Genomic DNA, 12,051 nt, shown 5'->3' with positions numbered 1-12,051 from the left:
CGGCCTCAGCCGTCTACCTGTTAGGACGACGGCCCGCGGGGAAAGTCATCGGTGATCTCGACACCAATGTCGAAAGGGGTTTTCCACCTCTGGGCGAGGTGGCGAGCCCGGGCCTGGCCTGCGGTCACAGGGGGATGTTGGTATGGCTTCCCCGATGCGCCGGCGCCGTGGCCAGAGCCCGCGCCAGACACTGGCGGGTCAGCGCCGGATCGATGACTTCGTCCACCACGTCGAGCGCAACGGCGCGCTGCACGCCGCCCGTGGTGGTCCGGTGCTGCTCGACCAGTTCGGCCCGCAGCGCCTCGCGCTCGTCGGCCGGGGCGGCGCTGAGCCGGCGCCGGTGCAAGACGCCCACGGCTGCGTCGGCGCCCATCACCGCCACTTCGGCGTCCGGCCAGGCCAGCACCGCCGTGGCGCCCAGCGCACGGGAGTTCATCGCGATGAACGCGCCGCCGTACGCCTTGCGGGTGATCAGGCTGACTCTGGGCACTCGCGCCTCGGCGAAGGCGTGCAGCAGCTTCGCGCCCCGGCGGATCACACCGGTCCACTCCTGTTCCACGCCGGGCAGGTAGCCGGGCACGTCGACGAGTACCAGCAACGGCACGCCGAGCGCGTCGCACAGGCGCACGAAGCGGGCGGCCTTCTCGGCGCCCAGCGCGTCGAGGCAGCCGCCCTTGCGCAGCGGATTGTTTGCCACCACGCCGACGGTGTGCCCGGCAAGCCGGCCGAAGCCGATGACGACGTTCGGTGCCCATCGCGGCTGTAGTTCCTCGAATCCGGTCGGATCCAGCACCGCGCCGAGCAGTTCTTTCACGTTGTACGCGCTGCGGCTGTTGGCCGGCAGAACCTCGCGCAGGTCGCCGTGGCGCGGCACAGCGTCCAGGTCGAATTCCCCCGTTCTGCCGAGCAGGCTGACGAGGGCTCGGGTACGCACGTACGCCTCGGCCTCCGTGTCAGCGTGCACATGGGCGACGCCTGACTTGCGATCGTGCACCTGGGGACCGCCCAGCGCTTCCATCTCGATGTCCTCGCCGGTGACCTGGCGGATCACCTCCGGGCCGGTGACGAACATCCGGGCTTCGGCGGTGGTGACGATGATGTCGGTGAGTGCCGGTCCGTACGCCGCTGCCCCGGCCGCCGGACCGAGCACCACGGACAGCTGCGGAATCTGCCCCGAGGCTGCCGTCATCGCGGCGAAGATCCGGCCGACACCGTCCAGCGACGCCACCCCGTCGGCGAGGCGGGCGCCGCCGGACTGCCACAGCCCCACCACCGGGACCCGCCGCGCGACCGCCTCGGCGATGGCACGAACGATGTGCCGGCACCCGGCGGAACCCAGCGCACCGCCCTTGACGGTGGGGTCGGTGGCGTACGCGACGACCGGGCGGCCGGCCACGGTGCCGGTCACCGCCACGGCTCCGCTGTCGTCGGGACTGTGCAACGTCAGCACGGAGTCGCGATCGAGCAGCCGGCGGAGCCGGGACAGAGGTGCGCGGGTATCCACGGGTGCCGGTTGCAGCCGGGGTTGCTGGGTGAGGGACATGGCGTCCTTTCCTGGACTGGCTCGGCCTGCCCACGGTCCGACGGGCGGGGCCGGCCGGAGGCGTCCGGATGAGTGCACGATGTGGGGGCCTGGCGAGAGGTGCGGTGGGACGTGGCCGGCGCCGGATCAGACCGTGGGGCTCGCCACCACGGGCTCGGACCGGTCGCCGTCGGCCAGCCACGACGGTCCCGGACCGGGGCGGCGCAGGGCGTGGCGCAGTACCCGCCACATCATGGCCGGACGCATCAGGGCCTGCGGCGGGTCGATGAGCCCGGCCACCCGCATGAAGCCCTCGGTGACCTTCGCGTCTTTGGTGGCCGCGTACTGCAGGCGGGCCATGTAGGCGTTGCCGATCTGGACCTTCAGGCTCCGTTCGCCCTGCACGCCGGGGAAGTCGAGGTCACCACCGGCGGAGATGTCCCACGGGGGGTCCACGGCACGGGACATGTCGGCCAGCACCCGCAGCGGGTCCGGCGTCACCCCCAGGCGCAGATGCTCGCGCAGGGTCATCGCCTCGATCGCCGCCACACTCATGCCCTGGCCGTAGACCGGGTTGAAGCTGCAGAACGCGTCGCCGGTCACGATCAGCCGGGCCGGGAACCGCAGCAGCCGTTCGTAGCGGCGGCGGACGCTGGCCGGGAACTTGAAGCAGATCGGATCGTCCAGCGGTTCTGCTTCGCGGACGGCCTCGTACACGTCGGGCACCGGCAGTGACCGGACGAACTCCAGGAACGCCGCCGGATCGGTGGGCGGGTGGTCGCCGAGCACCCCGGTCAGCGACAGGATGCAGGTGTCCGGGCCGACTTGGCCGAAGAACGCGCCGCGGGGGTGGGCGGGCGACGCCACCGGGTTGATGGACTGCACGCCGTCGAACATCTCCGGGCGCAGCCGGTAGTGCCGAGTGGTGTAGGCCAGGCCGACCTTGACCCGCTCCTCCTCCGGACGCTGGTAGCCCAGTTCCTCGAGCCAGGCCGGCGTGCGGGAGCCTCGGCCGGTGGCGTCGATGACCAGGTCGGCGTCGAGTGTCTCGGGTACGGCACCAGCGGCGCGGCGCTGTACCCGTACCCCGACGATCTGCTCGTGGTCATCGGTTGCCTCGAGGCCGAGGACATCGCACTGCTGAAGGAACGTCACATTGCCCAGCTGGGCGACGCGCCCGCGGACGTGGTTCTCCAGTACCGGGCGGGGCGCGGTCACCGAGACGAGGCCGGTGTGCGCGGGCTGGATGCGGCGACCATTGAAGAACCAGCGCATCTCACCGAGGTCGCCGGTCGGGACCCCGGCGGCGCGCAGCTCGTCGGTGAAACCGGGGAAGAGCTCCTCGAGGATGAGCTGACCACGCGCGTGCAGGCCGTGGGCGTGCACGGTGTGGGGTGTCCCCTTGCGCGGGACGTCGATACCGAGGACCTCGTCGCGATCGACGACCGTCACCTGTTCGTAGGCCTCGGCGAGCACCCGGGCAGCCAGCACACCTGCCATGCTCGCGCCCAGTACGACCGCACGCTGTCCGATGTGGCTCACGTGAGCGTTCCTTCCTGAAACGACGGCGCCGGCGTCGACGACCGCGGCGAATACTCAGCCAGCGTCGTCGGATCACCGGTGCCGCGCACCTCCGGGAATGCGCTCAGACGTTCACTTCAGCCGGATGCTCAACCCTTTTCCACCGAATTCCTTGGCGACGAACACGGGTTGCGCCGCAGTGCTGACGGACGGGTCCAGCTCGTAACCCACCTCGGTGAAGTCGCCCAGCCGATCGGTGCTGTCGATACCCTCGGTGATCAGCCACCTGGCGAACGCCCCACGGGCTATCTTGGCATGCACGACGACGAACTTGGTCTTTCCGGTCGCCGGGTCCACGGTGAGGAACTTCGGTGTCACGACTCTGCTCTTGGCCACGAACGGCGTCACGGTCCGGCTGTATTCCTGCGCGGCCAGATTGACGATCGGGACGTCGCCGGGCAACAGCTCGGCAATGGCGTCGCCCCAGAATTTGTAAAGGTTGGCGAATCGCGGGTCGGGCAGCCGGTAACCCATCTCCAGTCGGTACGGGCGGATGCCGTCGCTGGGGCGTAGCAGGCCATACATGCCGGACAGGATGAAGAGCTTCTCCTCCGCGTAGGCGCGCTGGGCCGGGGTGAACTCGTTGGCCTGCAGGCCGCTGTAGATGTCACCGATGAAGCAGTCCAGGGCCGGCCGCTGCGGGCCGTCGGCATTCCATTCGGCCATCTGAGCAGCTGTTTTCTCGGCCACGCCCGCGGTCACGCTCATCATCTCGGCCAGCGGACCGACCGCCATGGCCTGCACTTGGGCCGCGAGCACGCGGGCGCGGTCGAGCAGCGCCGGGGTCGTCAGCCGATGCCCGGCGTCGGCGGCGAACCGCATCGCTTTGGAGGAGTGCAGCAGGATGATCACTTGTCGATCATCTTGATCAATTCTTCGATGATCCGGCGAACGTCCGCCTTTTTGGCTTCGGCGTCGGCCAGATCAGTGAAGAAGAACAGCCGGCGATCGGGGTAGTCGCCGGTGAGGTGTTCACTGGCGATGGAGATGATGTGCGGGTTGTGGAACACCAGGAAGACGTCCTTGCGTGACCACAGGTTGAATGTGGTGAGGTATTGACCGTGGTACGAGAACGACGGCGCCTTCCATTTGATCTGCTCGGTGATCTCGCCGTTGGTCTCCTTGATGTGCGTCCTCAACAGCTCGATGCCCTCGGCGAACGGGTGCTCGAGCTTCGCCATGAAGTCGTCGACTTCCTGGGTTTTGTTGACGGTGTTATCAACCTTGCCCATCAGTCATTCCTCACGTCGGCCGCAAAAGTAGGGCTCAGTATACCGACGCTCCGTCCTCAGTCGAGTGCGGTGGGATCATGTCGCCCGGACATGGTGTCCGGAAGTGCTCAGCCGGACAGAGCCCTCCGGCCGCGCCACGCTGAGCGGCCGGAGGGCTGGTCCGGTGGCACTAGACCCGGTCGCGAAGATCCTCGGCGCGGACCTCGGTGTCCGGGCGGATGCCGGCGCTGTCGCCCGCTGCCGGGTCGGCGGCGGCCGGATCCCCAGTGGATTCCGGCGGGGCGCCGTGGCCCATGCCAGGCGGGCCGGCCATGGGGCCGACCGACCGCAGTCCCAGCGCGAGCAGCACAGCGAGGCCGAGCAGCAACAGCGCGGTGATCACGTTGACTCCGTGCAGCGCCTGGGTGAACGCGTCGCGGGCGGAGTTGAGCAGCTCGGTGCCCAGCGGCCCGGGCAATGAGGGTGCGATAGCGGCGGCCGCGGCGATGCTCTCCCCCGCGGGCACGGCCTGCTCCGGCGGCAGACCCGCCGGCACCTGAACCGCCGAGCCGTACACCGCGCTGGCGACGCTGCCCAGCAGCGCGACACCCAAGGCGACGCCGAGCTCACCACCGGTCGACGAGAGCGACCCCACGGCGCCCGCCTTCTCCGGCGGGGCGTTCGACATCATGACGGCGTTGGCCAGCGTGGCGTTCGGGCTGGAACCCAGGTAGAGGATGACCAGGCCGATGATGAGCGTGCTGAGGCCACCGGCCAAGCTGACCTGGGTCATCACCACGGCGCCCACGGAGGCGATGACCATACCGCCGGCCAGCACGTATCCTGGTTTGATCTTGCGGGCCAGGGCGGGGCCGAGGTTGCCGCCGACGATCATCGCCGCCGAGGGGATCAACATCCACACGGCCACCTTGACCGGCGTCATGCCCTCCACCAGCTGCAGATAGAGCGTCGTGATGAGCCCGGTGCCGCCCATGATGAAGCCGAACACCAGACCGAGCACCACGGTGGTGCCGATGACGGGGATCGCGAACAGGCGCAGGTCCAGCATCGGGTTGGTGAGGTGGCGCTGACGGCGTACGAACATCACCGCGAAGGCGACGCCGACGACCATGGCGGCCACCGGCTGGGCTGCCCAGCCCGCGCGGGCGACCTCCTTGAGCCCGTACACGAACGGCAGCAGCGCTGCCAGCGACATGACGGCGCTGAGCACATCGAGGCCACCGGCCTCGGGATTCGCGGTGTCGGGCAGCAGGCGTGGCCCGATCACCACGACCAACGCCATGATGGGAACGCCCATCAGGAAGATCGAGCCCCACCAGAAAGCGCCGAGCAGCAGCCCGCCGATCACCGGACCGAGGATGACACCCAGCATGATGGAGGTGCCCCAGATGCCCATCGCCGCACCCATCTGGGCGGGATTGGGGAACATCCGGCCGATGAGGGCGAGCACCGATGGCATCACGGTCGCCGCCGCGATGCCCATCACGCCGCGCGCGCCGAGCAGGACCCCGGTCGAGCTCGCGTAGGCGGCGACCAGGGAGGCGACGATGAATGCCCCGGCCCCGGCGACCAGCACCCGACGGTGCCCGATGCGGTCGCCGAGCGTACCCATCAGCACGATGAAGCCGGCGAGCATGAAGCCGTAGATGTCGGTGACCCAGAGCTGCTGGGACGCTCCTATGCCGAGGTCGGCGCTGAGCCGCGGCAGAGCCAGGACAAGGACACTGATGTCGACGGTGGTCAGCAGAGTGGGTAGGCAGAGCACGGCGAGGGCTATCCACTCCCGCCGTCCCGCCATGGGCATCGAGGGTTCTGTGGTCACGTTCTATGTCCTCTCGTCGTGAGGCCGCGACGATCCGGCACGGCACCGGGAGTACGTCGTTGTGTCGTTGCGCGCGCGAGGGTGTGCCGGTCACGCGCGCCGGGCGGACCCACTGATCCGCCCGGCAACTGTTGAGACGACGACCGCGGGCGGAAGTCATCGGTCCACGGCGAAAATCTCCGGCGGACCCCGCAGGATCAGCCTGCGGCCGGACGCACCTGGGCGAAGAAGGTGCGGATGTCCTTGACCAGCAGGTCGGGGACCTCCATGGCGGGGAAGTGTCCGCCGCGCTCGAACTCGGTCCAGTGCGTGATCGTGTCGAAGTCACGGTCGGCGAAGGCCCGCACCGGGTTGAAGCAGTCATGGGGGAACACCGCCACACCCAAAGGCACCGTCAGCGGCTGCTCCCGGTAGCCGTCGAGCATGTCGCCGTTGGCGTCGGCCGTCAGTCGGCGCTGGCTCTCGGTGATCTCGTAGTACAGCTGCGCCGAGGAGCCCGCCGTGTTGGTCAGCCAGTAGATCATCACGTTGGTGATCAGCTGGTCACGATCGATCACCTCGTCGGGCACGGCCCCGCCGGTCCACTCCTTGAACCGTTCCACGATCCAGGCGAGCTGGCCGGCCGGCGAGTCGTTGAGGGCGTACGCGACGGTCTGCGGTCGGGTCGAGAGCAGTTTGCGGTAGCCGGAACCGTCGGCGTCGAAGCGGGCCAGTCCGCCCAGCCGGGACAGATCCGCCTCACTGAGCCCGGCGAGCTCCGACTCGTCGCCGGAGGGAAAGACGGTGAGCATGTTGCAGTGCACGCCGACGACCCGTTTCGGATCGAGGCGCCCCACGGCCAGCGAGATCGGCGACCCGAAGTCGCCACCCTGAGCGCCGTAGCTGTCGTATCCCAGCCGCGCCATCAGTTCGACCCAGGCAGCGGCGACGCGGTCGATGCCCCAGCCCGGCTCGCTCAGCGGCCCGGAGAAGCCGAATCCGGGAATGGAGGGGATCACCAGGTGGAACGCGTCCTCGGCCCGGCCGCCGTACGCGACGGGGTCGGTCAGCGGACCGATGACGTCGAGGAACTCGGCGACCGAGCCGGGCCAGCCGTGGGTCAGCACCAGTGGAAGGGCGCCGGGTTCGGGCGAGCGGACGTGCATGAAGTGCACGTTGGCCCCGTCGATGGTCGTCGTGAACTGCGGGTAGCGATTGAGTTGGGCCTCCGCGGTCCGCCAGTCGTAGCTGGTCAGCCAGTGCTGCACCAGCTGCCGCAGGTAGTCCGCCGGCACCCCGCGCGTCCAGCCGACGCCGGGTACATCGGGGGCGTACCGGGTCTGCGCCAGGCGGCGGCGCAGGTCGTCGAGCTCGGTCTGCCGAATGGTGACGCGGAACGGCTGCATGCGGTTCTCCGTCTGTCGTTTCTGGTGGACGTCGCCCACGACGGTGGCACCCAGCCCGCAAGCCGCGCATCTCCACGAATGCGCTGCCTGCGCCCGCCTGCGCAGCGCACAGCCGGAGGTGCCCGGGGCACAGCGGCAGCCCAATCTGGTACGAGATCGGCAGACCAGGAGGCATCGCAGCGTGGCCAAGGACGCACTCGACCGCATCTTCGCCGCCCTGGCGGATCCGACGCGCCGGGAAATCATGCTGCGGCTGGTCGCCGGGGACACGACTCTGACGGATCTCACGGCGTCGTTCGCCATCAGCACCCAGGCGTTGTGGCGGCACCTGCGGGTCCTGGAGCAGGCGGGCTTGATCAGCCGTTCCCGCAACGCCCGGTGTCGCCCGTGTCGGCTGGAGAACGGCACCCTCGACGACACCGCGCGGTGGCTGCTGGCACTGTCCGCCGCCGGCCGAGCCCGCGAGGGCTGACCTCAGGTGTGGGCAGTTCAGAAGATGCCCGGCCGGTCGTAGCACTGACACGATCCACTCGTGCCCGATCGCCGGGGCAGCCAGGCCGGACCACCGCAGCACCTGCCGGATCGGCCGCTGCACGCGCCGCTGCTGGGATCGTCCGTCACCGCAAAGGGAGTCAATCGTCATGGGTAAACCAGTCGGAGACCGCGTCGTGGTGCTGGGAGGCAGCATCACGGGGCTGTTCGCCGCCAGCGCCTTGTCGGAGGCCTACCGTGAGGTCATCATCGTCGACCGCGACGAGATCGTCGGTGTGCGGGAGCCACGTCGCGGGGCACCGCAAGCACGCCACATCAACGGTCTGCTGGCCCGCGGCGCCCGGGCCATGGAGGAGCTCTTCCCGGAGATCACCTCCCAGATGATCACCGCAGGATGCCCGCAGACGGACCTGTCGGGAACGGTGCGCTGGTACTTCAACGGCATGCCGCTCAAGCAGGTCCGCGCCGGGCTGACCAACGTGGGCTGTCGTCGGCCGATCCTCGAGCATCATGTCCGCGAACGGGTGCAGGCGCTGGGCAACGTCACTTTCTACCAGCGCTACGACCTCACCGGGCTGGCGTTCGACGCCGCCGGCACGCGGGTCGTGGGGGCGAAAGTTCAGCGCCGGGACGGTGGCATCGAGGAGGTTCTCGAGGCGGACCTGGTCGTGGACGCCACCGGTCGAGGTTCGCGTACGCCGGTGTGGCTGGAGAACAAGGGATTCGGCCGGGTCGCGGAGGAGGGTTCCAAGATCGGCCTGGGATACGTCACGCGGCACTACAAGCTGCGTACCGACCCCTTCGGCAAGGACCATTCCATCATCTGCGTGGCCAACCCGGAGCTGCCGCGCGGCGCCATCTTCACCAAGACCGACAGCGGGCTGGTGGAGCTGACCACGTACGGGTTGCTCGGTGACCACCCGCCGACGGACCCGGAGGGTTTCAACGCGTTCGTCAAGACGCTGGCCGCCCCCGAGATCTACGAGGCCATCATCGAGGCGGAGCCGATCGATGATCCCGTGCTGTTCCGGTTCCCGACGACGCTACGCCGCCGCTACGACAAGATGACCAGGATGCCGCAGCGGCTGCTCGTGCTCGGCGACGCGGTCTGCACGCCGAACCCGGTCTTCGCGCAGGCGCAGAGCCTGGCCGCGCTGCAGGCGCTGGCGCTGCGAGACGAGCTGCGGGCGGGGCGGGTTCCCGACGCGCTGGAGTTCACCCGCACGGTGGGGAAGATCATCGACCCGGCCTGGGGCCTGACCGAAGGCATCAACCTGAGCTTCCCCGGCGTCGAGGGCAAGCGCACCCGGGTCTGGAAGATCATGCAGGCGTACATGCACCGGGTGCAGATCGCCGCGACCCGCGACTCCGGCGTGACCGAGGCGTTCATGCGCTCGGCCGGCCTGGTCGACCCGGTCGAGGCGCTGATGCGCCCGAGCATGGTGTTGCGCGTCATGCGCAATTCCAGCGCGGCGCGGCAGCCCGCGTCCGTTCAGCGCTGAGCCCGACAGCACCACCACATCCCGGACCATCGCCGTTCCGGGCGGCCTCGTGCCGCCCGGAACGGCTTTCCGTGGCCGCATCCGGCCGTGATCCACCTATCCGCGGCAACCGCCCCAGGAGGCAGACAACCATGACCGCTGTACCAACCACAGCCACCGGCGGGCGCAGCGCGCCGGCCGGCGGCCCGGGAGAGCGACTGCCGTCCCTGACCGGGATGCGCGTCCTCGCCGGCTTCGGCGTCTTCAGCACTCACATCATCGCGCTGGGCCTGTTCGCCGACCCGATGGCGATGATGAGCTACATCCACTACGCCGCTAACAGCGGTGTCTTCGGGGTGGGCTTCTTCTTCGTCCTCACCGGTTTCGTGGTGACCTGGACAGCTGCGACCGGCGACACGGCGGGCAAGTTCTGGCGGCGCCGGTTCTTCAAGCTCATCCCCAACCACGTCGTGGTCTACCTCATCATCCTGGCGCTGTGGCTACCCACCGAGGTACCGATCAACACCCTCGCCGCGATCGCCGGGTTCTTCCTCGTGACCGCCTGGTCCCCATCGCAGGACGTGCTGTTCGGCAACCTCAACGGCCCGATGTGGTCGGCGAACATCGACGTGCTGGCCTACGCCATCTTCCCGCTGCTGTACTTCCTGATCAAAAAGATCCGGCCGAGCCGGCTCTGGGCCTGGGCCGTGGCCATGGTCGCGCTGGCGGCGCTGGTACCGCTGGTGGCGCACAACTTCCTGCCCGGCGGGCCGCCCTCGCTGACCGCGCCCGACATCTCCTGGCCGCAGCACTGGTTCGGCTTCTACTTCCCGCTCACCCGGGCGATCGAGTTCGTGCTCGGCATCCTGATGGCGCGCATCCTGCTCACCGGCCGCTGGATCGGCATCACGGCACTGCCCGCGGCGCTGCTGACCGCCGGCGTCTACCTGGCCACCCTGGACGTGCCCATCTTCCACGGCTACACGGTGATCCCGCTGGTCCCGATCGCCATCCTGATCCCGGCCATGGCGTACTCCGACATGCTCGGGCACCGCACCCTGGTCAACAGCAGGTTCATGGTGTGGCTCGGCGACCGCATGTACGCGTTCTTCGTCACCCACATCACCGTGCTGTTCATGGCCCACGCCGCACTCAACGGTGAGAACGGTGTGGTCGGCATGTACACCCAGAAGCAGTTCGGTACCGGCACCGTGGTGCTGGTCGTCGCGGCCCTCTACGTGTTGTGCGTCCTGGTCGCGCAACTGCTGTTCGTCACTGTCGAGCGCCCGGCGATGCGCCGTTGGTCGCGTTCCCGTAAGGACCGCGCCGAGGCCCGGGTCCAGCGGGAACGGCAGCAGGCGGTACTGCAGAGCTGAGCACGCAGACGATGGGGCGCCCGGCGGGCGCCCCATCGTCGTGTCAGGGATCGAGGGTGACCGCGCCGTGGTCGCCGAGGACCAGCCGATGGCCGGCCGATCCACCACCGGTAACGACCGCGCCCCGACCCAGGATCGACCCGACGAGCCGCAGCACCGCGGTGACGCTCGCGCCTTCGAGCAGCACGGAGTCGGCGACCTCGCTGCCCCGCACCCGGCAGCCGGCGCCGACGGCGGTGTGCGGACCGAGCAAGCTGTCCTCGACCAGAGCGCCGGCGCCGACGATGGCCGGTCCCTGAATGCGGGAGCGCACGACGCTCGCCCCGGCCTCCACCACCACGCCCGGACCGATCGTGCTGTGGGTGTCGACGCGGCCGTCGATGCGACCCCATTGCCCACCCAGCATGTATCGGTTGCACTCCAGGACGTCGGCGACGGTGCCGACATCCTTCCAGAAGCCGGCGTACTCGTCGGCGCGGACGTCCGCGCCCCGGTCGACCAGCCACTGCACCGCGTCGGTGAGTTCGAGCTCGCCGCGGGCGCTGGGCGTGATGGCGTCCACGGCGGCGTGCACGGCCGCGGTGAAGACATAGACCCCGACGAGCGCGAGATCGCTGCGCGGTTCAGACGGCTTCTCCACCAGGCGCCGTACCCGGGCCCGGGCGTCGAGCTCCACCACACCGAACGCGCGGGGATCGGCGACCTTCTGCACGACCAGGTGGGCAGCGGGCCGATCCCGGCGGAACCGGGCCACCGTCTCGGCGATGCCGTCAGCCAGCATGTTGTCACCGAGGTGGACCACAAAGTCGTCGACACCGAGGAAGGGCCGGGCCACCCGCACGGCGTGAGCCAGTCCGAGGGGCTGGGACTGGGTCAGGTAGGTGAGACGCATCCCGTGGTCCGCCCCGTCGCCGAACGCCTGGCGGATGGCCTCGGCGCCGTTGCTGACGATGATGCCGACCTCGGTCACGCCGGCCGCGCGTACGTTGCCGAGCACGTAGGACAGCACCGCCCGGTTCGCCACCGGGATCAGCTGTTTGGGCAGGGAGTGGCTGAAGGGCCGCAGCCGGGTGCCGGATCCGCCCGCCAATACGAGTGCCTTCACGACGACGTCCTCTCGGAAAATAGGAAGCGGCGGCGGCCCGGCCAGAACCGGACCG

The 12,051-nt window shown here is 69.3% G+C and carries 10 protein-coding genes; 3 read left to right on the top strand and 7 right to left on the bottom strand.

What is annotated here, in order from left to right; translation table 11 throughout:
- Positions 1–124: 124 nt before the first annotated feature.
- From ACWEOZ_RS10485 to ACWEOZ_RS10460, 6 genes are all read right to left on the bottom strand, one after another.
- Positions 125–1,543, bottom strand: a complete 1,419-nt coding sequence (locus ACWEOZ_RS10485; RefSeq protein ID WP_451910452.1) for an acyl-CoA carboxylase subunit beta — start codon at positions 1,541–1,543, stop codon at positions 125–127.
- Between the two features lie 126 nt (positions 1,544–1,669).
- The gene (locus ACWEOZ_RS10480) at positions 1,670–3,064 is read right to left on the bottom strand and encodes an FAD-dependent oxidoreductase (protein WP_451910451.1); all 1,395 of its coding nucleotides are present in this window, start codon (positions 3,062–3,064) and stop codon (positions 1,670–1,672) included.
- A gap of 111 nt (positions 3,065–3,175) precedes the next feature.
- A complete protein-coding gene (locus ACWEOZ_RS10475; protein WP_451910450.1) occupies positions 3,176–3,955 on the bottom strand; it encodes a YaaA family protein in 780 nt (259 codons plus the stop codon).
- On the bottom strand, positions 3,952–4,335 hold the full coding sequence (locus ACWEOZ_RS10470; protein ID WP_451910449.1) for a DUF1801 domain-containing protein: 384 nt from the start codon (positions 4,333–4,335) through the stop codon (positions 3,952–3,954). The genes ACWEOZ_RS10475 and ACWEOZ_RS10470 overlap by 4 nt, the downstream gene beginning before the upstream one ends.
- 169 nt (positions 4,336–4,504) lie before the next feature.
- On the bottom strand, positions 4,505–6,157 hold the full coding sequence (locus ACWEOZ_RS10465; protein WP_451910448.1) for an MFS transporter: 1,653 nt from the start codon (positions 6,155–6,157) through the stop codon (positions 4,505–4,507).
- Positions 6,158–6,354: 197 nt separating this feature from the next.
- A complete protein-coding gene (locus ACWEOZ_RS10460) occupies positions 6,355–7,542 on the bottom strand; it encodes an epoxide hydrolase family protein (RefSeq protein WP_451910447.1) in 1,188 nt (395 codons plus the stop codon).
- 181 nt (positions 7,543–7,723) lie between these two features.
- Here ACWEOZ_RS10460 and ACWEOZ_RS10455 point away from each other — a divergent pair, with 181 nt between their 5' ends.
- From ACWEOZ_RS10455 to ACWEOZ_RS10445, 3 genes are all read left to right on the top strand, one after another.
- A complete protein-coding gene (locus ACWEOZ_RS10455) occupies positions 7,724–8,014 on the top strand; it encodes an ArsR/SmtB family transcription factor (RefSeq protein WP_451910446.1) in 291 nt (96 codons plus the stop codon).
- A 169-nt stretch (positions 8,015–8,183) separates the two neighbouring features.
- Entirely contained in the window at positions 8,184–9,536 is a 1,353-nt protein-coding gene (locus ACWEOZ_RS10450) for an FAD-dependent oxidoreductase (protein ID WP_451910445.1), read from the top strand.
- 131 nt (positions 9,537–9,667) lie between these two features.
- On the top strand, positions 9,668–10,891 hold the full coding sequence (locus ACWEOZ_RS10445) for an acyltransferase family protein (RefSeq protein ID WP_451910444.1): 1,224 nt from the start codon (positions 9,668–9,670) through the stop codon (positions 10,889–10,891).
- A 43-nt stretch (positions 10,892–10,934) separates the two neighbouring features.
- On the opposite strand, the gene ACWEOZ_RS10440 is transcribed toward ACWEOZ_RS10445, so the two are convergent.
- Complete coding sequence (locus ACWEOZ_RS10440) at positions 10,935–11,996, bottom strand: glucose-1-phosphate thymidylyltransferase (RefSeq protein ID WP_451910443.1); 1,062 nt, start codon at positions 11,994–11,996, stop codon at positions 10,935–10,937.
- Between the last annotated feature and the right edge of the window lie 55 nt (positions 11,997–12,051).

The organism is Actinoplanes sp. NPDC004185, assembly GCF_053603475.1.
Note: the sequence above shows the minus strand (reverse complement) of the source record. Positions and strands in the feature narration are given on the sequence as shown.

Excerpts from the sequence above, each read along its gene's own strand:
- ACWEOZ_RS10485 (WP_451910452.1), bottom strand. The coding sequence starts at position 1,543 with ATGTCCCTCACCCAGCAACCCCGGCTGCAACCGGCACCCGTGGATACC.
- ACWEOZ_RS10470 (WP_451910449.1), bottom strand. The coding sequence starts at position 4,335 with ATGGGCAAGGTTGATAACACCGTCAACAAAACCCAGGAAGTCGACGAC.
- ACWEOZ_RS10460 (WP_451910447.1), bottom strand. The coding sequence starts at position 7,542 with ATGCAGCCGTTCCGCGTCACCATTCGGCAGACCGAGCTCGACGACCTG.
- ACWEOZ_RS10450 (WP_451910445.1), top strand. The coding sequence starts at position 8,184 with ATGGGTAAACCAGTCGGAGACCGCGTCGTGGTGCTGGGAGGCAGCATC.
- ACWEOZ_RS10445 (WP_451910444.1), top strand. The coding sequence starts at position 9,668 with ATGACCGCTGTACCAACCACAGCCACCGGCGGGCGCAGCGCGCCGGCC.